General features: G+C 53.1%; 14 protein-coding genes. 13 read left to right on the plus strand and 1 reads right to left on the minus strand.

Going from position 1 to position 24,949, the window contains the following annotated elements; all coding sequences use genetic code 11:
- The first annotated feature begins 76 nt into the window (after positions 1-76).
- The 9 genes from glgB (at position 77) to LVJ78_RS04605 (ending at position 17,466) form a co-directional block, all read left to right on the plus strand.
- Entirely contained in the window at positions 77-4,372 is a 4,296-nt protein-coding gene (gene glgB, locus LVJ78_RS04565; protein ID WP_132954787.1) for a 1,4-alpha-glucan branching protein GlgB, read from the plus strand.
- Positions 4,353-6,341: a glycogen debranching protein GlgX gene (gene glgX / locus LVJ78_RS04570; protein ID WP_132954786.1), complete on the plus strand. Its 1,989-nt coding sequence runs from the start codon at positions 4,353-4,355 to the stop codon at positions 6,339-6,341. The genes glgB and glgX overlap by 20 nt, the downstream gene beginning before the upstream one ends.
- A 2-nt stretch (positions 6,342-6,343) precedes the next feature.
- The gene (gene glgC / locus LVJ78_RS04575) at positions 6,344-7,663 is read left to right on the plus strand and encodes a glucose-1-phosphate adenylyltransferase (RefSeq protein WP_243650400.1); all 1,320 of its coding nucleotides are present in this window, start codon (positions 6,344-6,346) and stop codon (positions 7,661-7,663) included.
- Between the two features lie 221 nt (positions 7,664-7,884).
- On the plus strand, positions 7,885-9,330 hold the full coding sequence (gene glgA, locus LVJ78_RS04580; RefSeq protein ID WP_132954785.1) for a glycogen synthase GlgA: 1,446 nt from the start codon (positions 7,885-7,887) through the stop codon (positions 9,328-9,330).
- A gap of 198 nt (positions 9,331-9,528) precedes the next feature.
- Positions 9,529-12,000 carry a glycogen/starch/alpha-glucan phosphorylase gene (locus LVJ78_RS04585; RefSeq protein ID WP_132954784.1) on the plus strand — a complete coding sequence of 824 codons (2,472 nt, stop codon included), beginning with the start codon at positions 9,529-9,531 and terminating at the stop codon, positions 11,998-12,000.
- Between the two features lie 511 nt (positions 12,001-12,511).
- Positions 12,512-14,965, plus strand: a complete 2,454-nt coding sequence (locus LVJ78_RS04590; protein WP_132954783.1) for a heavy metal translocating P-type ATPase — start codon at positions 12,512-12,514, stop codon at positions 14,963-14,965.
- Between the two features lie 629 nt (positions 14,966-15,594).
- Positions 15,595-15,930 carry a hypothetical protein gene (locus LVJ78_RS04595; RefSeq protein ID WP_132954782.1) on the plus strand — a complete coding sequence of 112 codons (336 nt, stop codon included), beginning with the start codon at positions 15,595-15,597 and terminating at the stop codon, positions 15,928-15,930.
- A gap of 1 nt (position 15,931) precedes the next feature.
- Positions 15,932-16,219, plus strand: coding sequence for a hypothetical protein (locus LVJ78_RS04600; protein ID WP_132954781.1), 288 nt, complete (start codon positions 15,932-15,934; stop codon positions 16,217-16,219).
- Between the two features lie 209 nt (positions 16,220-16,428).
- Entirely contained in the window at positions 16,429-17,466 is a 1,038-nt protein-coding gene (locus LVJ78_RS04605; RefSeq protein WP_132954952.1) for an IS630 family transposase, read from the plus strand.
- A gap of 41 nt (positions 17,467-17,507) precedes the next feature.
- On the opposite strand, the gene LVJ78_RS04610 is transcribed toward LVJ78_RS04605, so the two are convergent.
- Positions 17,508-18,458 carry an IS110 family transposase gene (locus LVJ78_RS04610; RefSeq protein WP_132954951.1) on the minus strand — a complete coding sequence of 317 codons (951 nt, stop codon included), beginning with the start codon at positions 18,456-18,458 and terminating at the stop codon, positions 17,508-17,510.
- Between the two features lie 450 nt (positions 18,459-18,908).
- Here LVJ78_RS04610 and LVJ78_RS04615 point away from each other — a divergent pair, with 450 nt between their 5' ends.
- From LVJ78_RS04615 to ubiD, 4 genes are all read left to right on the plus strand, one after another.
- The gene (locus LVJ78_RS04615; protein ID WP_132954620.1) at positions 18,909-19,565 is read left to right on the plus strand and encodes a hypothetical protein; all 657 of its coding nucleotides are present in this window, start codon (positions 18,909-18,911) and stop codon (positions 19,563-19,565) included.
- A gap of 2 nt (positions 19,566-19,567) precedes the next feature.
- Positions 19,568-20,419: a hypothetical protein gene (locus tag LVJ78_RS04620; protein ID WP_132954621.1), complete on the plus strand. Its 852-nt coding sequence runs from the start codon at positions 19,568-19,570 to the stop codon at positions 20,417-20,419.
- The gene (locus LVJ78_RS04625; RefSeq protein ID WP_244802599.1) at positions 20,371-23,304 is read left to right on the plus strand and encodes a calcium-binding protein; all 2,934 of its coding nucleotides are present in this window, start codon (positions 20,371-20,373) and stop codon (positions 23,302-23,304) included. The genes LVJ78_RS04620 and LVJ78_RS04625 overlap by 49 nt, the downstream gene beginning before the upstream one ends.
- A 153-nt stretch (positions 23,305-23,457) precedes the next feature.
- Positions 23,458-24,936, plus strand: coding sequence for a 4-hydroxy-3-polyprenylbenzoate decarboxylase (ubiD, locus tag LVJ78_RS04630; RefSeq protein ID WP_132954636.1), 1,479 nt, complete (start codon positions 23,458-23,460; stop codon positions 24,934-24,936).
- The last annotated feature ends 13 nt before the right edge of the window (positions 24,937-24,949 follow it).

Here is a 24,949-nt window from a genome sequence, read left to right on the forward strand (position 1 = left end):
TCTTATCCAATTTAATCGTAACTGTTAAACCATAAGCGCACACTTTAAAAAAGCGTTGAAAGGCAGGGAACCGGTCATGCATGATGATGGGTTGCTGGAGCAAAAAGCATGGGCTGCGGGCATTGCATCGGGCTACCACGATGTGGACGGGCGCTATTACCCGGCCAAGCCGGGGGTGTTGGCAACATTGCTGGCACGGCTGGCTGATGAGGAGCATGCCGAAGGTGATTTTGATGCGGTGGAAGTGGCCGCTGCCGGCTCGGTAGGCACGCTGGTGTTGGCGGGCGTGGATGCGCCGCAAGCGGTTTGGTTGGCCGATGAAGCGGGCGTGCGCCAAGATGTGGTATGGCACATGCTTTCAGACGGCCTCTCGCTTGCGCTGCCGGCTTTGACCGAGGGCTATTATGAAATAGGTGTGCAGCAGCAAAATGGCCGTGTGTTCCGTTGCTTCTTGATTGCGGCGCCCGATAGTGCTTATGAGCCGCCTGATTTGGCCGCCGGCCACCGCTTCAACGGCATGACGGTGCAGCTCTACAGCTTGCGTTCGGCTGCCAACTGGGGCGTGGGCGATTTTGGCGATTTGGCGGCGCTGATGGCTTTTGCAGGCAAGCGCGGCTTGGATTTTATCGGTATCAATCCGCTGCATGCGCTGTTTGGCAGTCGCCCCGATTATGCCAGCCCCTACAGCCCCTCATCGCGGGTTTGGCTCAATCCGATGTATTTGGATGTGGCACAAGTGGCGGCTTTTCAGGGCTCGCAGGCGGCGCAGCAGTGGCTGGCGGGCGAAGATGTGCAGCAGCAGCTTGCCGCGGTGCGTGCCGCAGAAACCGTGGATTATAAGGCCGTGTGGGCGCTGAAAAAATCAGCGCTTCAGACGGCCTTTGTTGCATTTAATCAAGATAAATCGCCCGCGCGGCAGCAAGAGCGTGCCGAGTTTGCCGGGTTTGTGGAAGAAAAAGGCGCAGCGCTTGATGGCTGGGGCGTGTTTGAAGCGCTGGCGCAGCATTTTGCCGACCCGCATGTGTTGGGTTGGCCGGGCTGGCCGCCGGAATACCAACAGCCCGAGAGCGAAGCGGTGCGCGAATTTGCCGCGCAGCATGCTGATGAGGTGCGTTTTTATATGTGGCTGCAATGGCTTTGCGCCGGGCAGCTGCAAACGGTGAATGAAGCGGCGCAGCAACACGGCGTGCAGCTGGGGCTTTACGGCGATTTATCGGTGGGCGTGGCGCGCGGCGGCGCGGATATTTGGTTGAACCGGCGTGTGTATTGCAGCGATGTGTCGGTGGGTGCACCGCCCGATGCCTTCAGCCCGGTGGGGCAAAACTGGCAATTGCCGCCTTTGCATCCGGCGGCGTTGCAGCACACCGGTTATCGGGAATTTATCCGCGTGTTGCGCGAAAACATGCGCCTTTATGGCGTGTTGCGCATCGATCATGTGATGTCGATGAGCCGGCTTTGGTGGGTGATGGGCGATCAAAGTGCGGCTTGGGGCGCTTATGTGCATTATCCGCAAGCGGTGTTGATGGCGATTTTGGCGTTGGAGAGCCGCCGCAACCGCTGCGTGGTGATTGGTGAGGATTTGGGCATTGTGCCCGAGGGCATGCGCGATTTGCTGAACCGCTATCGGATTTTGTCCTACACGGTGCTTTATTTCAGCCGCAACGGTGAGGGTGTGGCGCCGCCGGATGCGCACCCGCCGCAAGCGCTTACGGTAACCAGCACCCATGATTTGGCGCCCTTGGCGGGCTATTGGGCAGGGCGCGATTTAGTGATTATGCACGAATTGGGCACGCTGCCCGATGAAGATGCTTTTCAGACGGCCTGTGCGCAGCGCGCACGCGATAAAGCCGATTGGTTTGCCGCTTTGAAAAAAGCCGGCTGCTTGGCGGCTGATGAAGCGCTGCCGGCTGTGTTGACAGACGCCTTGCGCTCGGCCATCCACCGATTCGGTGCGCAAGGTGCGGGCAGGCTTTATGCGGTGCAGATTGAAAATCTGTTGCCGGTTTTTGATAATTTCAACGTGCCCGGCGTGGCAGAGGGCTATCCCAACTGGGCTTGCCGCCTGCCATCGGCCATAGAAGATTTCGACCAACAACCGGCGCTGGCAGCAGCGCTGGCCATGATAAAAGAGATACGCATGAAAAAAAATACCCCAACCCAAGCTTATCCGCCGCTCGATCAACAAGAGCGCAACACCGTCAACAGCCTGTTTGACGTCACGCACGGCAATGTGTTTGCCTACCTTGGCCGCCATGATATGGCCGGCGTAGGCGAAGTGGTGCGCTGCCTGATGCCCGATGCGGCAGAGGTGGACGTGGTGGCGCGCGAAGGCGGCAAATTGATTGTGCCGATGCAGCAAGTCGATGCGCGCGGTTTTTTCGCGGCGGTGCTGCCCGAGGGTGCGCCCGATTATGCGTTTAAGGTGCGTTATTCGGGCGTTCAGACGGCTTCAATCGTGAACGATGCTTACCGTTTCCCCTCTTGCCTGCAATCGCTGGATTCGTGGCTGCTGGGCGAGGGCACGCATTTGCGGCCTTATGAAACGCTGGGCGCGCATTTAGTGGAACACGAAGGCGCCAAAGGTGTGCATTTCAGCGTGTGGGCGCCGAATGCGCAGCGCGTGTCGGTGATTGGTGAATTCAATAATTGGGACGGCCGCCGCCATGTGATGCGCCATCATGCCGATATCGGCGTGTGGGAAATTTTTGTGCCTGATGTGGCGTTTAATGCTTTGTATAAATTTGAAATCCGCGATGCCGGCGGCCATGTGCGTCAAAAATCCGATCCCTATGCTTTTGCCTCGGAATTGCGCCCCACCACTGCTTCGGTGGTGCGCGGCCTGCCCGAAAAAGTGCCCGCACCGGCGCACCGCACCCGCGCCAACGCGATTGACCAGCCCATCAGCATTTATGAAGTGCATCTGGGCTCGTGGCGGCGCAATCTGGAAAACGGCTTTTGGCTCACTTATGAAGAGCTGGCGCACGAATTGGTGGATTATGTGAAAGAGATGGGTTTTACCCATATCGAATTATTGCCTTTGTCGGAATACCCGTTTGACGGCTCATGGGGCTATCAGGCCACCGGCCTTTACGCGCCCACCAGCCGCTTCGGTTCGCCGCAGCAATTGCAGCATCTGATTCAGGCCGCTCATGCAGCAGGCATCAGCGTGATACTCGACTGGGTGGTGGGGCATTTTCCCACCGATGAGCACGGCCTAGCGCAATTCGACGGCACGCCGCTTTACGAGCATGCCGACCCGCGCGAAGGCTATCATCAAGATTGGAACACATTAATCTACAACTTCGGCCGCACCGAAGTGAAAAATTTCCTGCAAGGCAATGCGCTTTATTGGATAGAGCGCTTCGGCTTTGACGGCTTGCGCGTGGATGCCGTGGCTTCGATGATTTACCGCGATTATTCGCGCAACGACGGCCAATGGATACCCAACCAATACGGCGGCCGCGAAAATTTGGAAGCCATCGGCTTTTTGCACGACACCAACACCATGTTGCAGCAAGAAGCGCCCGGCGCTTCGGAAATCGCCGAAGAATCCACCTCATTTGCCAACGTAACCCGCGCCGAAGGGCTGAATTTCCAATATAAATGGAATATGGGCTGGATGAACGACACCTTGCGCTATATGCAGGAAGATCCGGTAAACCGCAAATACCATCACCATCTGATGACGTTTGCCATGATGTATCAATACAGCGAAAACTTTATTCTGCCGCTCTCGCACGATGAAGTGGTGCACGGCAAAAAATCGCTGCTCGACCGCATGCCGGGCGATTGCTGGCAGAAATTCGCCAATTTGCGCGCCTATTACGGCTTTATGTATGGCTTCCCCGGCAAAAAATTAATGTTTATGGGCTGCGAGTTTGCGCAAGGGCGCGAGTGGAATTACGACCAACCGCTCGATTGGTTTTTGCTCGAGCCCGAATATGGCGGCTGGCACAAAGGTGTGCAGAACTTTGTGCGCGATCTCAACCACACCTATCGCGACCACGCGCCGCTCTATCAGCTCGACCAATGGCCGGAAGGCTTCGAATGGCTGGTGGTGGACGATGGTAACAGCTCGGTGTTTGTGTTTGAGCGGCGCGATCGGGCAGGCAATTCTGTGATTGTGATCAGCAACTTCACGCCGGTGGTGCGCGAACATTACCGCTTCGGCGTAAATGAGGGCGGCACTTACCGCGTGATTTTGAATTCAGACGGCCTCGATTATCAAGGCAGCGGCGTAGCGCCGGGTGCTGAAATCCACAGCGAAAGCACCGCATCGCACGGCAAACCGCAATCGTTGGTGCTCACCATTCCGCCATTGGCCACCGTGTATCTTTATCGGGAAAACCATCATGAACGCACCGAAGATTGAGTGCGGGCAGCCTTATCCGCTGGGAGCCTGCGTGGATGAGGGTGGCGTAAATTTTGCGCTTTTCTCTTCGCGGGCGCGAAAAGTGGAATTGTGCCTCTTTGACGGCGACACCGAAACGCGCCTGACCCTGCCCGCGCGCAGCGGCGACATCCACCACGGCTTCGTGGCCGGCATCGGCGCGGGGCAGCATTACGGCTTTCGGGTGCACGGCCACAGCGATGCGGCGGCCGGCGTGTATTTCAACCCGCAAAAATTATTGCTCGACCCTTATGCCACGCGCGTGGCGGGCAGGCCGCGTTATAACGATGCCGAATCGTTGGCGCATTTTGCTTTTAACAATACCCGCGACAATGCCGCCGTGGCTGCCAAAAGCGTGGTGGAGCGGCCGTCTGAATTCGATTGGGGCAACGATGCTCACCCAAACACGCCGTGGGCGCACACCGTGATTTACGAAGCGCATGTGAAAGGGCTTACCAAAAAGTTTCCCGATTTGACCGAGGCCGGCACTTATCGCGCGTTGGCCGACAAGCGGGTGATCGGCCATCTGAAAAGCCTCGGCATCACCGCCATCGAGCTGCTGCCCTTGCCGCTGCATTCCGATGAATATCATTTGCAGCAAAACGGCCTCGTGAATTATTGGGGCTACAACACTTATGCCCATTTCGCCGTGGAGCCGCGCTATGCCGCCGCGCCCGAGCAGGCCGCCGATGAGCTGCGCGCCGCCGTGAAAGCGCTGCATCAGGCCGGCATCGAAGTGATTTTGGACGTGGTGTTTAACCACACCGCCGAGCAAGACATGCCCACCGGCCTGATGCTGTGCCAGCGCGGCATCGACGCGCCGGCTTGGTATTGGCTTGATGCGCACGGCCAATACCAAAACTGGACCGGCACCGGCAACACCCTCAACGTGGCGCAGCGCGATGTGGCGCGCTGGGTGATGGATTGCCTGCGCCATTGGCGGCAAAGCTTTCATATCGATGGTTTCCGCTTCGATTTGGCCAGCGTATTGGGGCGCGAGCCCGAATTTCACACTGACGCACATTTTTTTCAGACGGCCTATCAAGACCCGCTGCTCGCCGGTTGCAAGCTGATTGCCGAACCGTGGGACATTGGGCAGGGCGGCTATCAGCTGGGCGCATTCCCCACGCCGTTTGCCGAGTGGAACGACCGCTTCCGCGACGATATCCGCGCTTTTTGGCTGCGCCAAAGCGGGCGCTTGGGCGTGTTTGCCGAACGCTTGGCAGGCTCTGCCGATGTGTTTCGCCATCGCGGCAAAAAGCCTTCAGACGGCATCAACTTTCTCACCGCACACGACGGCTTCACCCTGCATGATTTGGTGAGCTACAACGAAAAACACAACGAAGCCAACGGCGAGGGCAACCGTGACGGCCACCACGAAAATTTCAGCGACAACCACGGCGAAGAAGGCGAAACCGGCAATGCCGAAATCGCCGCTTTGCGCGAATACAGCGCCAAAGCCCTGCTGGCCACGCTTTTTTTCGCCAACGGCACACCCATGCTGCTGGCCGGCGACGAGCTGGGCAACAGCCAACAGGGCAACAACAACGGTTATTGCCAAGACAACGAAATCACTTGGTTGGACTGGACGCAGCAAAATGGCCGTCTGAAAGAATATGTGCAAACACTTGCCGCGCTGCGCCGCGAAATACCCCTGCTCAATAACAACAGCTGGTGGGACGGGCGCGTGCGCTGGCTCAACAGCGGCGGCCGGGAAATGCGCGAGCGCGATTGGCATGATGGCAGCAGCAAAGCTTTGCAAGTGCTGCTTGATGAGCAATGGCTGCTGTTGGTGAACGCCAAACGCGGCAGCCAGATATTTGATTTACCCAAAGGGGAATGGTTGTGCCGTTGCGCACCGTCGCAACACCACCGATACGCTGATGGCCGCTGCCAAGTGGGGCACATGGGCATCTGGCTTTTTCACCAACAAAAACCGCTAAAGGATTAGAGATGAATACCAACGAAAACACAACAAGCAACGATGGTGGCCGCACGCTGCACACAATGGATATTGCCGATAACACGCTGGTGTTGATATTGGCGGGCGGGCGGGGCACGCGTTTGCACGAAATGACCGACCGCCGCTCCAAGCCGGCCGTGTATTTCGGTGGTAATTGGCGCATTATCGACTTCACCTTGTCCAACTGCCTCAATTCCAACCTGAAAAAAATCGGCGTGCTCACGCAATACGAAGCCCATTCGCTCTTGCGCCACCTGCAGCATGCCTGGTCTTTCCTGCCGCGCGACCGCGGCCAGTTTGTCGACATGCTGCCGGCGCGCCAGCAGATTGACGAAGTGATGTGGTATCGCGGCACGGCCGATGCCGTGTGGCAAAATGTGCCCATCATGCAAGAGCACTACAAACCCAAATATGTGCTGATTCTGGCGGGCGACCACATCTATAAAATGGACTATATGCGCATGCTGAGCGATCACGTGGCCAGCGGCGCCAAATGCACCGTGGGCTGCATCGAAGTGAAGCGCAGCGAAGCCGACCAATTCGGCATCATGGCGGTAAACGAAGCGCTGCAAGTGCAAGAATTCGTGGAAAAGCCGAGCAACCCGCCGAGCATGCGCGAAAAGCCCGATTATTCGCTCGCTTCGATGGGCATTTATGTGTTTGACGCCGATTACCTTTACCAAACGCTGGCCGAAGAAGTAACCAAAGTGGGCACCAACCACGATTTCGGCAAAGACATTCTGCCGCGCGCGCTGAAAGAAGAAGTGCTTTACGCTCACCCGTTTGAACGCTCCTGCATGGGGCGCAATGCCGAGGGCAGCATTTACTGGCGCGATGTGGGCACGCTCGACAGCTATTGGCGCACTCATATGGATTTGGTTACCGAGCACCCGCAGCTCAATCTTTTCGACCGCTCCTGGCCGGTGCGCGGCCTGCCCACACAGGCCATGCCGACCAAATTTTTCTATAAAAACAAAGAGCGCAGCGGGCTCGACAACTCATTGGTGAGCGGCGGCTGCATCATCACCGATGCCGATATCCGCTCGTCGGTGTTGTTTGAGCGGGTGAGCGTGCAGGAAAACAGCATACTCGATTCGGTGGTGGTGCTGCCCGGCGTGCGCATCGGCAAAAACTGCCATCTGAAAAACTGCATTATCGAGCGTGAATGCGTGATTCCCGACGGCATGCAAATCGGCATCAATGCTGAAGAAGACGCCCGCCGTTTCCGCGTGAGCTCCAGCGGCGAAGTGGTGCTGGTGACGCCGGCCATGCTCAAAGCGCTGCTCAAAGCGCGCGAAGCCGAAGCATAAGCATAAGCATAAAGAAGCGGCGGGCGGCCACCATGCCCGCACCGCCGCCTTTCAGACGGCCTTAAATCTGAAAATAAAAATTTACCTTCATAATCAAAGTGAAACATCAAGCCTATACCCTATAATGGCGGCACGGCATACTCATCATCCGTGCAAGCAGCATCCGGCTTCAAACCGACTGCAAAACAGTTTGGCTGCGGTTTCACAACAGGAGATCAACCATGAAAATTCTACACGCAAGCTCAGAGCTTTATCCGCTCATCAAAACCGGCGGCCTGGCCGATGTGCTGGGCGCGCTTCCCTTTGCCCAACAGCAGCGCGGCGATGATGTGCGCGTGGTGCTGCCTTATTACCGCCAAGTGCGCGAAGCCTTGCCCGACACCACCGAAGTGGCCGCACGCGACACCTTCGGCGGCTATGTGGTGGTGCGCTATGCCGATTATCAGGGCGTGGGGCTTTATCTGGTGGACGCGCCGCATCTGTATGACCGCGGCGGCAACCCTTATCACGACCAAAACTATTTCGATTACAGCGACAACGTCATCCGCTTCGGCCTGCTCGGCTGGGCGGCCGCGGCGCTGGCCGGCGGCATGGACGAAACATGGGGCAAGGCCGATGTGCTGCACGCCCACGATTGGCAAACCGGCCTGGCGCCTGCTTATCTGGCCGCTTGGGGCGTGGATGTGCAAAGCGTGTTTACCATTCACAATATCGCCTATCAGGGCATGTTTATGTCCAAGCACTTGGCCGAGCTGGATTTGCCTTGGGCGATGTATCATGTGGACGGGCTGGAATTCCACAACCAAATCTCGTTTTTGAAAGCCGGCCTGTATTATGCCGACCACATCACCACCGTCAGCCCCACTTATGCGGCGGAAATCACCTGCGAGCCTGCGGCCTGCGGCCTGCAAGGCCTGCTGCAAACCCGCTTGGCACAAGGCCGTTTGAGCGGCATTTTGAACGGCGTGGACGATGCCGTGTGGAGCCCGAAAACCGATGCCGCGCTGGTGAAAAACTACCATTTGAAAGCCATGCAGGGCAAAAAAGCCGATAAATTGGCGCTGCAACAGCATTTCGGCTTGGCAGAAGACGATCAAGCCTTGCTCGCCGTGATGGTGTCGCGGCTCACGCCGCAAAAAGGCGCCGATTTGCTGGTGGAAGCTTTAAGCGAAAAGCTCGCCGCACATCCGCAGCTGCAATTTGCATTGCTGGGCAGCGGCGCGCCTGAGCTGGAGCAGGCATTTTATGCGCTGGCCGAGGCTTATCCGCAGCAAGTGGGCATCCATATCGGCTACGACGAAACCTTGGCGCACCGGCTGATTGGCGGCGGCGATGTGATTATTATCCCCAGCCGCTTCGAGCCTTGCGGCCTCACCCAGCTCTACGGCTTAAAATACGGCACGTTGCCGCTGGTGCGCCACACCGGCGGGTTGGCCGACACGGTGGTGGGCTGCGATGCCGACAGCCTCAAAGCCAAAACCGCCACCGGCTTTGTGTTTGAAGAAGCTTCTGCCGCCGCTTTGGGCGCGGCGCTCGAAGAAGCACTGGCGCTGTGGCACAAGCCGCGCGCCTGGCCGGCCATACGCAAAGAGGCCATGTTGCAAGATTTCAGTTGGCAGAAAGCAGCGGAAGCTTATGATGCGTGTTACGCCCACTTGAAACGCTAATTTAAGTGCATATTTTGATATTTTATTGTTGTGCAATTATATCGGGTGGTAGTTTTACAACAAATCTGCCCTTAATTGCCTATAAATAAAGCAATAAGCTAAAAAGATAAGGCCGCCGCTTTCAGACGGCCTTAAAATTATGAAAATTATGCCGAATTCTTAAAACCAAACCGCCAACCTTGTGTGGAGAACAAAACCATGGTCAAGTTACCTGAATATGAATACCGCGTGCCCAAGCCCGATGCCGAGCTTGTGCGCAAATCTATTGTTTACAAACTGATTTTTATTTTGGGCGTCGACCCGCGCGATGCCAGACCCGAAGATTGGCTCAATGCCGCCATGTTTGCCGCCCGCGATTTGGTAACTGAGAGCTTTCTGCAAACCCGCCGCAGCCACATCGAGCACCAAAAACGCATGGTGTATTATTTATCGATGGAATTTCTGCTGGGTCGCGCCTTTACCAATTCGCTGATTAACGAAGGCGTTTACGATGTGTTTATCGAGGCTTTCCGCCAGCTGGGCATCGATTTTGACGAAGTGAGCGAAAAAGAAGAAGACCCGGGCTTGGGCAACGGCGGCCTCGGCCGCTTGGCCGCGTGTTTCCTCGATTCGCTGGCCACTTTGCGCATTCCGGCCATGGGCTACGGCATCCGCTATCAATACGGCATGTTCAAGCAGGAAATCGTTGACGGCCAGCAAGTGGAAAAGCCCGATTTGTGGCTCGATAAAGGCATGGCCTGGCAATTTGCCCGCCCCAACAAGCATTATCCGGTGGCTTTTGGCGGCCAATTGCGTAGCATCGGCCCCATCAAATACTGGAAGCCGTCTGAAAAAATCACTGCGCTGGGCTATGATGAAATCATTCCCGGCTATGGTGGCGATGTGGCCAACCCCTTGCGCTTGTGGACCGCACATGCCGGCTCGCTGTTTGATTTGGCCGATTTCAACAAAGGCGATTATTTTTCCGCCATGCGTAACCAAACCAGCGATGAAAACATTTCGCGCGTGCTCTATCCCAACGATTCCACCGAAAGCGGCCGCGAATTGCGGCTCAAGCAGGAATATTTCTTGGTGTCGGCCTCAGTGCAAGACATCATCGCCCGCCACAAATGCCGCTTCGACAGCATCGAAACGCTGGCCGACGAAGTGGCCATCCACCTCAACGACACCCATCCGGTGCTGGCCATTCCCGAGCTGATGCGCATTCTGATTGATGAAGAAGGCATCGCGTGGCAAGACGCTTGGGCGATGTGTTGCAAAATCTTCTCCTATACCAACCACACCCTGATGAGCGAAGCCTTGGAAAGCTGGTCGGTTGATTTAATGGGTCGCCTACTGCCGCGCCATTTGGATTTGATTTTCGAAATCAACGAATATTTCCTCGATAGCGTACGCGAGCTGGGTGAATATGATGAAGAATTTATCCGTCGCGTGTCGATTATCGATGAGGGCTATGAGCGCCGTGTGCGCATGGCCTGGCTGGCCGTGGTGGCTTCGCACAAAGTCAACGGCGTGGCCAAAATCCACTCCGATTTGATGACCACCTCAATTTTTGCCGATTTTGCCGAGCTTTTCCCCGAGCGCTTCACCAACGTGACCAACGGCGTTACCCCGCGCCGCTGGATTGCCGTGGCCAACCGCCCCTTGGCCGGCTTTCTCGACAAACACCTGGGCACGCCGCAATGGCGCTTGCATTTGGAAAAATTAGCCGAGCTCAACGATTTGGTGGACGACCCGAAAGTGCAGGCCGAATTTGCCGAAGTGAAAAATGCCAACAAACGCCGCCTGGCCGACTATATCGAGCGCGAGCTCGGCATCAAGGTCAACCCCGAAGCCTTGTTTGATGTGCAAATCAAGCGCATCCACGAATACAAGCGCCAAGCCATGAACGTGATGCACATCATCGACCGCTACAACCGCATTTTGGCGCATCCTGAAAAAGATTGGCAGCCGCGCGTGTTTATTTTTGCCGGCAAAGCCGCTTCGGCTTATTACATGGCCAAAAAAATCATCCGTCTGATTAATGATGTGGCCGCTGTGATCAACAACGACAAACGCATTCACGATCTGATTAAAGTGGTGTTTATCCCCAACTACAGCGTGAGCCTGGCGCAAATCATCACGCCGGCGGCCGATTTGTCGGAGCAGATTTCGCTGGCCGGCACCGAAGCCTCTGGCACCGGCAACATGAAATTCGCCCTCGGCGGCGCGCTCACCATCGGCACGCTCGACGGCGCCAACGTGGAAATCCGCGAAAAAGTGGGCGACGACAACATCTTTATCTTCGGCAACACCGTGGAGCAAGTGGAAGCACTGCGCCGCGAAGGCTACGACCCCATCAGCTATCTGGAAGCCGATCGCGACCTGCGCCAAGTGGTAAAACAAGTCACCACCGGCGTGTTTTCGCCTGATGAACCCGGCCGCTACAGCGATGTGGCACAGGCACACGGCGATTATTATCAATTGATGGCCGATTTCCGCAGCTATGTTGAAGCGCAAAACAAAGCAGACGAATATTATCGCGACACCGCCAAATGGCGCCGCGCCGCGCTGATTAATATCGCCAATATGGGCTATTTCTCATCCGACCGCTCCATTCAGCAATATGCCGATAAAATCTGGCACATCAAACCCTTGAGCGAAACGGAGCTGGCACAAAACGGCAATTAAGTTTTAAGTGTGATGGTTTGCAGGCCGTCTGAAAATATTTTCAGACGGCCTTTCTTATACCCATTCAAAAAAGTAAGCTAACAAGGCGGCGAACCGCAGACAGTACAGATATAGTGGAATGCAGGAAAAAGTGACACAACGGGTAGGTTGGGTTGAAAACCCAACAAGCCCACAGGCCGTCTGAAACGTTGGGTTTGACAACCCAACCTACCTGTTATAGTGCGCAGTTTTGTATCACTTTTTCTTGCATTCCACTATAGTACGGCAAGGCGAGACAAAGAAGTTAGGTTATTTTTTTAGATTGGTATTATGCCTATAATTCACCGCTAAAACATTCAACAGGCAGGTGCGCACGCGAAAGGGTGCCAGGCCGTTTGAAACGCTTTCAGACGGCCTTGGCATTATGCAACGATGGGCTTTATATCGACTTGAATCGCTATCACCCGAAAATGCGCCGCGCGCGCTTATTTGTTTCACCATCCGCTCAAATTGCGCGTAAAATCCGCCCACCATGAATGAAAAAAAATGTTTCCATTGCGGGCTGGACGTGCCCGAAAATATCCACCTGAACATACGCTATGAAAAGCGCGAAGAGCCGGCCTGTTGCGCCGGCTGCCAGGCGGTGGCGCAAAGCATTATCGATGCGGGGCTGGGGCATTATTACAGGCAGCGCACCGCCGAGGCCGAAAAAGCCGCCTTGCCGCCGCCGGAAATTCTCGAGCAGCTCAAACTTTACGATTTGCCGCAAATGCAGGCCGATTTTGTGGAAACTTTATCCGGCAGCGAGCGCGAAGCGGTGTTGATGCTCGGCGGCATCACCTGCGCCGCCTGCGTGTGGCTGATCGAGCAGCAATTGCTGCGGCTTGATGGCGTGTTGCGCGTGGATTTGAACTACAGTACCCACCGCATGCGCGTGGCTTGGGACAATGATCGCGTGGCGCTTTCCGATATTTTGCTGCGCGTGCAAAACACGGGCTACACCGCCGCGCCTTATGATGCGCAGAAATTCGAACAGCAGGCGCAAAAAGAGCGCAAGCAATCGCTGATCCGGCTGGCCGTGGCCGGGCTTGGCATGATGCAGACCATGATGTTTGCCATTCCCACTTATCTTTACAACGATATCGAGCCGCAATATCTGGCGCTGCTGCATTGGGGCGCTTTGCTGATGGTGCTGCCGGTGATGTTTTATTCGGCCGTGCCGTTTTACAAAGGCACTTGGCGCGATTTGAAAAACCGCCGCGTGGGCATGGACACGCCCGTGGCCATTGCGCTGATTCTCACTTTTATCGCCGGCCTTTATGCGCTTTTGAATAATGCGGGGCAGGGCATGTATTTCGAATCGCTGGCGATGTTTGTGTTTTTCCTGCTGGCCGGGCGCTATATGGAGCAGATTGCGCGGCGCAAAGCGGGCGACGCGGCCGAGCGGCTGGTGAAGCTGGTGCCCGCATTTTGCCACCGTCTGCCAGATTATCCCGCCAGCGAAGCGAGCGAAGAGGCCGCCGTGGTGCAGCTTAGCGCCGGCGATATTCTGGCTGTGCGCCCGGGCGAAGTGATTCCCGCCGATGGCCGCGTGCTCGCCGGTGAGAGCGAGGTAAACGAAGCCATGCTCACCGGCGAGAGCCTGCCTGTGTTCAAAGCCGCGGGCAGCAGCGTAACCGCCGGCACGCTCAACAGCTCCGGCCCTTTGGTGATTCAGGCCGAGCAAGTGGGCGGCCACACCCGCTTATCCCATATTGTGAAGCTGCTCGACCGCTCGCTGGCGCAAAAGCCGCGCCTGGCCGAATTGGCCGATAAATATGCCTCATCGTTTGTGCTTGGCCTGCTTTTAATGGCCGTGCCCGTGTTTATCGGCTGGTGGCTTTATGCCGATGTGCAAACCGCCTTGTGGATTACCGTGGCGCTGCTGGTAATCACCTGCCCCTGCGCCTTATCGCTGGCCACGCCCACCGCGCTGGCCGCATCCACCGGCATGCTCGCTTCAGACGGCGTGTTGATCAGCGGCAGCCACAGCCTGGAGGGCTTGTCGCAAATCAGCGATGTGGTGTTCGACAAAACCGGCACCCTCACCGAAGGCCGTCTGAACGTGCGCACCATTTTGCCCTTGGGCAATATCGATATGCACCAAGCCGCCCAAATCGCGCGCGCGCTCGAAGCCCAATCGGAGCACCCGATTGCCCGCGCCATTATGAGCCTGCCCGAAGGCGGCGGCCTCGATATCCGCAGCGCGCAGCGGCTCAACCGCATCGGCCACGGCGTGAGCGCCGAGCTTGCCATCAACGGCCAAAGCCAAACCTGGGCGCTCGGCCGCCCCGAATTTGTGGCCGAAATCGCCGGCCATCTGCCACGCGCGCTGCAAGAAATCGAGCACAGCGGCAGCCTGATTGCGCTGGGCAATCGCCAAGGCTTTCAAGCCGCCTTTTTGCTCGACGACACCATCAAAAGCAATGTGCCTGCCATGCTCGCCACGCTCAAGCAGCAAGGCCTGCGCCTGCACCTGCTCAGCGGCGACAGAGCCGCCGCCGTGCAAAACCTCGCCGCCGGGCTGGCGCTGGATGCGCACCGCGCCGAAGCCACGCCGGAAGACAAACTCGCCTATGTCGAAACCCTGCAACGGCAAGGACGCAAAGTGCTGATGGTGGGCGACGGCATCAACGACGCCCCCGTGCTCGCCCGCGCCGATGTGTCGGTGGCCGTGGCCGGCGGCGCCGATGTGGCACGCGAAGGCGCCGATGTGGTGCTGCTCAACGATGACATGGCCGTGCTGCCGCGCATTCTCAAGCAAGCGCAGCGCACCCGCCGCATTATCCGCCAAAACCTAATCTGGGCCAGCATCTACAACCTCATCGCCGTGCCCCTGGCCGTGCTCGGCTTCGTCACCCCCTGGATCGCCGCCCTAGGCATGAGCATCAGCTCGTTGATTGTGGTGGCCAATGCTTTAAGATTATTGAAAAAACAGGCGGATTAAACGGCTATCAATAAGGCCGTCTGAAAGAAAACATAAAATTTAAATTATTGGAATAAGCCATAGGCCGTCTGAATATTCAGACGGTCTAGGGTCTGTTCACATTTCATCCGTGCGTAAGATTTTGAGCGCAAAAGCGCGCTTGCAAGGCGAAAAGCGCAGCAAGGTTGGACACCTTGCGAGCATTTTCAACGCGGCAGGCGCGTTTTTGAGCCAAAAGATTACCACGAGATGAATTGTGAATAGACCCTAAGGCTTTTGTTTGTATTTAAGTTTAAGCGGATAGTGTTAAGTTTTTATAAATTAAGATAAGTTTTGCATTGATTAACATGTGATTGGCATGGTAGTATGCTGAATCGTTGCTTGAGAACAATAAGTAACAATTCAATCATCTATTTTATAAATTTCAATTGTTTGATTTATGATTTCCGAGGTGGCGACTTGCTGAGTTGCGCGTGCGCGATTTGAATTCAGATGATTTCAGAGATGAGAGTGAGTTGTTTACTTTGAATGGGTTGAACATCCGTTCTGTGAGCGCGGCTTATCTGAATAATAAAGCGCTTTGTATAATTAGATGTAGTAACAGGCCATAATAATAGTTAAATTTACGCGTATCCAAAGGATTAAATTCTATGAATTTTTTATTAATAATAATATTGATAATACTATTTTCTATTTATTTTAGTATAGGTATATATTTTTTTAAGAATAAAAATGATATAGGAAACTTTACCGATTTTGTTTATATCAATCAATATATTTTTTATGCTACTGGGTTTTTAAATATATTTTTATCAAAAATATTTAAAATATTAAATATTAAATATTTAAACAGAAGGATAAATGAAGGTAAAAAATATGCTGAAATTATTCAAAATTCAATGCTATATATAACATATTTAACATTTTTGATTTGTCTTGCTTCACTTTTTTGGTTTATTGTTTTTATTTTTAATAATGGGAGATAAAGTGTCCACAATACAAAAAGCTATTAATTATGCGGATGCGCTTCAAAATGCTAATAAAATAATAGAAACTTTTCAAAAACCAGTAGATTCTAAAACTTCGCTTGATGGGTTGGATGCCACAATTGCAGCTATTTCTTTAGCGGCAACGGGAGCTGCTATCATTGCAAGTGCACAAAACTCTGGTAAGACAGGTGTAGCGCAGGTTGGAGCAGCTATATCAACAGGGGCAGCATTTCAATTGAATGGAGCTGTCGCATCTGCATCATTAGCAAGCGTAGCCTGTATGTAGCAACTGTGTTTTCAACTCGTCAGTCAAAAACACCAAACACTGAAAATCAAGCGCAGGAGAGGCCGTCTGAATGGAGATAATTGCGTACGCTTCCATTCAGAATACTCAGCAATTTGCGCTGCAACTGCGTTTCCAACTCGTCAGTCAAAAACACTATAGATTCGGCAATTAAATATTGAAATTTCAACATTAATCCCCATTTCTCCCCAATGGAAAAAGAAGACGGAAGAAAACTTGCAGCCGAAGCCCAATTCGAACGGCGCAAGCAAGCAGTCAGACTGCACAAACAGGGCAAAACACCCGAGCAAATCGCCGAAATGCTCGGCATGGGTCATGTCACCGCGCGCTCAGCCATCAAAATCGCCGAAGCAGACGGCATCAAAGCATTGGCACCCAAAAAGCGCGGACGCCCATCAGGAAGTTGCCGCCAACTGAGTGAAGAGCAGGAAGCCCACATACAGCGCCTTATCTGTGAAAAGCGCCCCGAGCAGATGAAAATGGACTTCGCCTTATGGACTCGGGCGGCGGTTATGGCCTTGATCAAGCAAGAGCTGGCTATCGAATTGCCGGTACGTACGGTAGGCGAATACCTCAAGCGCTGGGGGTTTACGCCGCAAAAACCCATCCGGCGCGCCTACGAGCAACGTCCCGAAGCAGTGAAGCAATGGCTGGAGGAAACCTATCCCGATATCGCCAAACGGGCAAAAGCCGAAAAAGCGGAAATCCATTGGGGTGATGAAACAGCGGTAGTCAATACCGATGTACGCGGGCGGGGTTATCAGCCCAAAGGACAAACGCCGGTAGCCTATACCGTAGGCGGGACACGGCATAAACTTTCGATGATTTCAACGGTGACCAACCAGGGCAAGGCACGCTGGATGATTGTGGAAGATGCATTCAACAGCGACAAGCTGATTGAGTTTCTGGAAGCATTAATCAAAGATGCCGGTAAGAAAATCTTCCTGATACTGGATAACCTGCGGGTTCACCACAGCAAGCCGGTCAAAGCCTGGTTGGAAAAGCATAAAGAGAAGATCGAAGTGTTTTATTTACCCAGTTACAGCCCGGAGCTGAACCCTGATGAACGGTTGAATGCGGATTTGAAACAAGCACTGGGCTCGCGTGTTCAGCATCGTACAAAAGCGAAACTGAAGCAGGCAACGGAGAATCATATGCGGATGCTGGAGAACCATCCTCAACGGGTGGCTGCGTATTTTAGAGATCCGAAGGTGAAGTATGCTGCATAAACATTTCAATATTTAATTGCCGAATCAATAAACACTTAAAATCAAGCGTGAGCGAGGCGCTCTGATTGGAGGTAATCGCGCACTCTCGCATTCAGAATTCGCAGCAATTTGTGCATACACGCATTAATGGCCACTTTAAACGGCTTGCCTTTTGCAATCAGGCGCTCATAAAACACTTTAATCGCAGGCTCAAAGCGGCTGGCAGAAAGTGCCGCCATATAAAGCATATCGCGCACTTCCTTCCTGCCCCCGATACAGCCGGTTTTCCCGTCAGAATCCCCGCTTTGATCCGGAGGCGGGACAACGCCGACAAGCAGGGCTATTTTTTTATGGGACAATTGCCCCAGCTCGGGCAGCATCGCTATCAGCATGGCACAAGTGGTATTGCCCACGCCTTTGATGCTGCTGATGATTTTGCCTTTTCCATCGAAGCCGCTATCGGTGTATTGGAAAATTTGCTCGTCCAATGCGTCAATCAGTGCATCGAAATGGGCGATTAAATCTTCTACGCTTTGTTTTTGCGTTTCGTGGATCTGCGTCAAACGGTTTTTCTCGGCAGTACGCATTTCGACCAGCTGGCTGCGGCGTTTGACCAAGGCTTCGAGTGTTTCTTCTTCGGCTGAACGGGGGCAATAAAGCATTTGGACAGTTTTGCCTTTGATTTCGATGGCTTGTGCGTAATCGGCCAGCATTTTGGCGTCTTTATTGTCGGTTTTCCCCAGTGAAAACGACAGAGAATAGGAATGTGTCCGGCGCGGGTTGGCAATCACTACGCGCAATCCGGCATGGTGCAGGGCTTTGGCCAAGGGCACTTCCAACCCGCCGGTGCTTTCCATGACGACCAAATCGACTTGGTGCTTCTTCAGATATTCAATGGCGTGCTCAAAGCCTTTGGGGTTGTTGGTTTCGGTTTTGGTTTTGGCCATGCCGGTAATGCCGATAACGAAATTCTTTTTGGCAATATCGATGCCGCCATAGTTTTGGGTACTCATCATGAACCTTCCTTGTATTCGGTTGTGTTGTCTGGCAACTGTTCGGTTGTGCTGATGGGTGGTTATCCGCTCTTTTGGCTACTTCGCGGATGTGGAAATCCCAGGGTGTGTACGGAGGCGGATAACCTGTTTGGATGCTATGGTACATTGGTTTTAATATACAAGGGTGTGTGCCATAGGCACGCACGCGTTTTATCATTGACGCTTAAGCATTTTAAAGGTTCTAAAATTCTTGAGTATTTATAATAAAAATTAGGAGGATTTGAATGAGAGAGAACGCGTGCGTGCCTATGGCACACACCCTACACAGGCTACGCTTGCTGATAAAAGTTCTAAAATTTTTGAGTATCATAATAAAAATCAGAAAGATTTGAATCTGAGCAAGAGAGAACGTATACACAGGCTATGGGTGTTCGATTTAGATAAGCTATGTTATTAAGGATTGTAAAGATGGTAAATAAAAATAAAAAACCTTTTTTGATGGGATTTAAGTTTGATTTTAAGAAGGTGTGGATACCCATATTATTTCTAGATATTCTCTTTATATTTTTAAGTATTCGCTTACTTATTCAATATAACTATTATATGAACGGACAGCCATCATATGAGTCGCTCAATACCATTTATGGAACAATTATCTCTGATGAACGAGCACCTCCTAAACCCTATAATAACAGACATGATGGTATATATATTCAGACAAATAATGGCAATATTAATATTTATTGCGACAACCCACAACGGCCATTGAACAGCTTTGGCGCGAGCAATGGCGGCGGAAGCTATGGTTTGGGGCAATGTAAGTGGATCGCTCTGAAAAGGGAAAGGCAAGGATTTTGCAATGAGGGAAATAATGAATTATGCCAAGACCCACGTTTTTTTTATGGTAAGGAGATTATTGCTAGAATTAATGATAAGAAAACAATTTATGAACTCACAATTATTCAAACAGGAAAAATATATAGTTATCAAAATATGATTGATATATATAGAAATAATTATATATCAAAAAGTATTGCTAATTGTGTAATTGCAATTATTCTATTTGTTGTGGGACTTATTTCATTAACTAAGTGGCTAAAGGCCAGGGAAAATAAAGGGTTTTGATTATGGCAGTAAAGCCTTCTAATGCAATCAATGCAGGTAATGCTACAGTTAATTCTGTAAATTTTGTGGATGCAATTGATCCGAATAATCCACAAGTAGATGTCAGGTCACCACAGTGGTTTTCTGCATTCTCTTCTGCGTGGGGATATGCTGATAATGTTGCTCAGGTGGGAGGTAAATCAATTCCTTATGCTAATGCGGTGGCGGGAAGTTCTAGTGTATATAGCATGATAGATAGTGCTAATACAAGTGGCACTATTAATACACGCGATCTTTTGGGCGTGTCTTCTGCACTTTTGGGTGCCGCTGCGGCGGGCATTGGAGCGGCTGCTGCGGCAGGAACTGCGCCTGTGTGGGCACCTATAGCCTTGGGTGCCGCAGCTTTGGCTGCAGGTGCGGCAGGCACGGTGTATAAAGAAGACGTTAATTTGGGCGATGTTTCAAACGGATTAGCTGATGACTTAGGGCGGCTTAAAGATCAATTTGATAAAACTTTGGGCGATATTGCCGACAAATTGAATACTACAAAAGAAAAACTTTCTGATGCAATCAATGATGTTGTAGATAAAGCTTTAGAAGGCGAGAAAGCATTTGGCGACTGGCTTAAAGACAAATTCGATCAAGCCGGCGATTGGTGGGATCAGGCGCAAAAAGATTTTGGCGATTGGTTTATTCCGTTTGCCAAAGATTTGGGCGATTTGGTCAAGCTGCCGTGGGAAGGCAAATACCATATTGTCGACCCGATGATACTCGATTTGGATGGCGACGGCATTGAAACAATAGCGGCGGGCAATATCAGGGCGCGTTGTTTGATCACAATAAAGACGGCATCCGCACGGCCACGGGCTGGGTGAAGCCGGATGACGGGTTGCTGGTGCTCGACCGCAATGGCGACGGCATAATCAACAACGGCGGCGAGCTGTTTGGCGATTCCACGCTGCTTGCCGACGGCAGCCGCGCGGCGCACGGCTATGCGGCATTGGCCGAGCTCGACAGCAATGGTGACGGCAAGGTGGATGCTGCGGATGAAAAATTTGCCGATTTGCGCGTGTGGCGCGATTTGAATTCAGACGGCATCAGCACAGCATCGGAACTGTTTACGCTTGAAGAGTTGGGCATTGCATCGCTCGACACCGCCTATAAAAACACCCACACCGGCCTGGCCGGCGGCAATACGCTGGTGCAGCAGGGCAGCTTCACCAAGGCCGATGGCAGCAGCGGCCAAATGGGTGATGTGAATTTTGTGGTGAATAACCTTTATGGAAATTATGCCGACAAGATCGCGCTCACGCCCGAGCAAATGCAGGCGGCCAATCTGCAAGGCATCGGCGGGCTGCGCGATTTGCGCGAAGCCGCCGCCCTTTCCGAAAAGCTGGCGCTGGCATTGAAAGCCTATTCCGAAGCCGACAGCAAAGAAGCGCAGCAAGCGCTTTTGGAAAATCTGGTGGAGCAATGGGCAGCCACCAACCCTTATTTCGGCGCCGAAATTTCCATCAGCAACCAGCTCACCCTCACTTCTTCCGAAGGCATCGGCCTCACCCCGGCGCAGGCCAAAGCCATGCAGAATCAAATTTTTATGGTGAGCGAAGAGCGGCAGCAAATGCTGGACGAAACCGCGCGTAAGCTGGCCATTGTAAATGCATTCAGCGGCATCCGCTCTTCATTTGTGGGTGTGTATAACGAAGCCACCTTCGGCAAAATGGCTGCCGTGGCCGACAAACAATATGCCACTTTGATGAAAAGCATCTACGAAGGCCTGCTGTTTCAAACCCGTTTGCAGCCTTATCTCAATGCCGTTACGTTTACCCTGGCCAACGGCAGCTTCGAGCCTGATTTCAGCGGCATCAAAACCGCTTTTGAAACGGTGCACGCAGAAAATCCCAAAAAAGCATTTGTGGATTTGAGCGAATTTATCGTGTTTAGCCAGAATAATAATAAGCCGGTGTTTGCGGAGCTGAGTACTTTGCTTACCCAAATAACTTATGATGCAGTAAATGCTGGACAGCTAGATGAATATGCTCAAGTACTCAGCAGAAATACACTGGAAGGACTGGGACATAAACTGGGTACTGATGGTAAAGATGTATTCTATGGCAATAATCTTTCCAATTATTTAATGGGCGCGGATGGTAATGACACGCTGCATGGTCGGGGTGGCGATGATATTTTATCTGGTGGTACAGGCGACGACGAGCTTTACGGCGGTGCCGGCAAAGATACCTTAATCGGCGGTACCGGCAATGATAAATTAGAGGGCGGAAACGGCGAAGCCGACACCTATATCTTCGCAGCAGGTCACGGCCAAGATATTGTGAACGATTACGGCAGCAATCAGGCACATACTGATACATTGCGTTTCGAAGGTGCCGTATTGGCCGATGCAGTATTCACCCGCAGCGATAATGATTTGGTTATAAAAGCTTTTGGTGCAGAAGATGCGGTTGCAGTCAGCAACTATTTCAGCAGCAACAGCGGCTATCGCTATTACCAGTTTGCCTTTGACGATAAAACCATTACCGCCGCCGATATGTCGCTAATTACCGTAGAAGGTGACGGCAGCGATAAAAACGACCGGCTTTATGGTTGGGACAGTATCGATATTCTGCACGGCGGTTTGGGCAATGATTACATGAGCGGTGAAAACGGTAACGACAAACTGTATGGCGATGAAGGCAACGACAGCCTTTATGGCGGTAATGGTGACGACCATTTAGACGGCGGCGAAGGAAATGACCGTTTGGAAGGCGGTAACGGTAACGATATGTTGCTGGGCGGCAGCGGTAATGACGAGCTTTACGGCGGTGCCGGCAAAGATACCTTAATCGGCGGTGCCGGCAATGATAAATTAGAGGGCGGAAACGGCGAAGCCGACACCTATATCTTCGCAGCAGGTCACGGCCAAGATATTGTGAACGATTACGGCAGCAATCAGGCACATACTGATACATTGCGTTTCGAAGGTGCCGTATTGGCCGATGCAGTATTCACCCGCAGCGATAATGATTTGGTTATAAAAGCTTTTGGTGCAGAAGATGCGGTTGCAGTCAGCAACTATTTCAGCAGCAACAGCGGCTATCGCTATTACCAGTTTGCCTTTGACGATAAAACCATTACCGCCGCCGATATGTCGCTAATTACCGTAGAAGGTGACGGCAGCGATAAAAACGACCGGCTTTATGGTTGGGACAGTATCGATATTCTGCACGGCGGTTTGGGCAATGATTACATGAGTGGTGAAAACGGTAACGACAAACTGTATGGCGATGAAGGCAACGACAGCCTTTATGGCGGTAATGGTGACGACCATTTAGACGGCGGCGAAGGAAATGACCGTTTGGAAGGCGGTAACGGTAACGATATGTTGCTGGGCGGCAGCGGTGACGACAAATTATACGGCGGCAGCGGCAACGACACGTTGATTGGCGGCACAGGCAATGATTATTTGGAAGGCGGCAGCAATGGTGCCGATACCTATATCTTTGCAGCCGGCCACGGCAAGGATATTGTGAGTGATTACGGCAGCAAAGTTGAGCATATCGATACGCTGATTTTTGAAGAGGCTTTGTCGCCGGATGTGTTGTTTGAGAAAAGTGGCAATGATCTGATTGTGAAGGCTTTTGGCAATGAGGAGCAGGTGAGCGTGTCGAATTATTTCAGCAGTGGCGCTTATCGTTATGTGCAGTTTGCTTTTGAAGACAAGATGTTGTCAGCGGCGGAGGTGTCCTCGGCGATTGTTTAAGGGCTGTTGTTTGTGATGCAGGCCGTCTGAATGTTCAGACGGCCTATTTGCTGTTTGGCGCAACAAGCGTATTCAGGCCGTCTGAAAGCGGCTATAATCGCGGCATTATCCACCACAGGCCGTCTGAAGGTTTCAGACGGCCTTATAAATATGATGAAATATCAAGATCTGCGTGATTTTATGGCCAAGCTCGAGCAAGAGGGCAAGCTCAAGCGCGTTGGTTTGCCGGTGTCGCCGCATTTGGAGATGACCGAAATTGCCGACCGCGTGTTGCGCGCCGCGGGGCCGGCTTTGTTGTTTGAAAATCCGGTGCGCGCCGATGGCAGTCGTTATGGTTATCCGGTGTTGGCCAATTTGTTCGGCACCACCGAGCGGGTGGCGATGGGCATGGGTGCGAAGGATATTTCCGAATTGCGCGCCATCGGCCAAACGCTGGCTTACCTGAAAGAGCCGGAGCCGCCCAAAGGCATTAAAGATGCGTTTGCCAAGCTGCCGTTGCTGAAGGATTTATGGAGCATGGCGCCGCATGTGGTGAAAAAAGCGCCGTGTCAGGAAATCGTGATGGAGGGCGCGGATGTGGATTTGAGCGTGCTGCCGATTCAGCATTGTTGGCCGGAAGACGTTGCGCCGTTGGTGACATGGGGGCTAACCGTTACTCGCGGGCCGCACAAAAAGCGCCAGAATCTGGGCATTTACCGGCAGCAGGTGATTGGCAAAAACAAGCTGATTATGCGCTGGCTGGCGCACCGTGGTGGCGCGTTGGATTTTCAGGCACATAAAAAAGCGCATCCGGGCGTGCCTTATCCGGTGGCGGTGGTGCTCGGTTGCGACCCGGCCACCATTTTGGGCGCGGTCACGCCGGTGCCCGACACTTTGAGCGAATACCAATTTGCCGGCCTGCTGCGCGGCTCGCGCACGGAGTTGGTGAAATGTATCGGCAATGATTTGCAGGTGCCGGCGCGGGCAGAAATTGTGCTCGAAGGCGTAATCCACCCCGATGAAACGGCGCTGGAAGGCCCTTATGGCGACCACACCGGCTATTACAACGAGCAAGATTATTTTCCGGTGTTCACGGTTGAACGCATCACCATGCGTGAAAATGCGGTTTACCACAGCACCTACACCGGCAAACCGCCCGATGAGCCGGCGGTGTTGGGCGTGGCGCTGAATGAAGTGTTTGTGCCGCTCTTGCAAAAGCAGTTTCCCGAAATTGTCGATTTCTATCTGCCGCCGGAAGGTTGCTCATACCGCATGGCGGTGGTGAGCATCAAAAAACAATACGCCGGCCACGCCAAGCGGGTGATGATGGGCTGTTGGAGCTTTTTGCGCCAGTTTATGTATACCAAGTTTATCGTGGTGGTGGATGATGATGTGGACTGCCGCGATTGGAAAGAAGTGATTTGGGCGATTACCACGCGCATGGATCCGGTGCGCGATACGGTGCTGGTGGAAAACACGCCGATTGATTATCTGGATTTTGCCAGCCCGGTGAGCGGATTGGGTGGCAAGATGGGTTTGGACGCCACCAATAAATGGCCGGGCGAAACCAGCCGCGAATGGGGTAGGGTGATTGAACGCGATGCGGCCACGGTGGCAAAAGTGGATGCGATGTGGCAGGAATTGGGGCTGTGATGGCGGCCGGATT

The organism is Uruburuella suis (assembly GCF_022870845.1).
Taxonomy (GTDB): Bacteria; Pseudomonadota; Gammaproteobacteria; order Burkholderiales; family Neisseriaceae; genus Neisseria; species Neisseria suis.

Excerpts from the sequence above, each read along its gene's own strand:
- glgC (WP_243650400.1), top strand. The coding sequence starts at position 6,344 with ATGAATACCAACGAAAACACAACAAGCAACGATGGTGGCCGCACGCTG.
- LVJ78_RS04620 (WP_132954621.1), top strand. The coding sequence starts at position 19,568 with ATGGCAGTAAAGCCTTCTAATGCAATCAATGCAGGTAATGCTACAGTT.
- LVJ78_RS04615 (WP_132954620.1), top strand. The coding sequence starts at position 18,909 with ATGGTAAATAAAAATAAAAAACCTTTTTTGATGGGATTTAAGTTTGAT.
- glgX (WP_132954786.1), top strand. The coding sequence starts at position 4,353 with ATGAACGCACCGAAGATTGAGTGCGGGCAGCCTTATCCGCTGGGAGCC.
- ubiD (WP_132954636.1), top strand. The coding sequence starts at position 23,458 with ATGAAATATCAAGATCTGCGTGATTTTATGGCCAAGCTCGAGCAAGAG.
- LVJ78_RS04590 (WP_132954783.1), top strand. The coding sequence starts at position 12,512 with ATGAATGAAAAAAAATGTTTCCATTGCGGGCTGGACGTGCCCGAAAAT.
- glgB (WP_132954787.1), top strand. The coding sequence starts at position 77 with ATGCATGATGATGGGTTGCTGGAGCAAAAAGCATGGGCTGCGGGCATT.
- glgA (WP_132954785.1), top strand. The coding sequence starts at position 7,885 with ATGAAAATTCTACACGCAAGCTCAGAGCTTTATCCGCTCATCAAAACC.
- LVJ78_RS04605 (WP_132954952.1), top strand. The coding sequence starts at position 16,429 with ATGGAAAAAGAAGACGGAAGAAAACTTGCAGCCGAAGCCCAATTCGAA.
- LVJ78_RS04610 (WP_132954951.1), bottom strand. The coding sequence starts at position 18,458 with ATGAGTACCCAAAACTATGGCGGCATCGATATTGCCAAAAAGAATTTC.
- LVJ78_RS04595 (WP_132954782.1), top strand. The coding sequence starts at position 15,595 with ATGAATTTTTTATTAATAATAATATTGATAATACTATTTTCTATTTAT.
- LVJ78_RS04585 (WP_132954784.1), top strand. The coding sequence starts at position 9,529 with ATGGTCAAGTTACCTGAATATGAATACCGCGTGCCCAAGCCCGATGCC.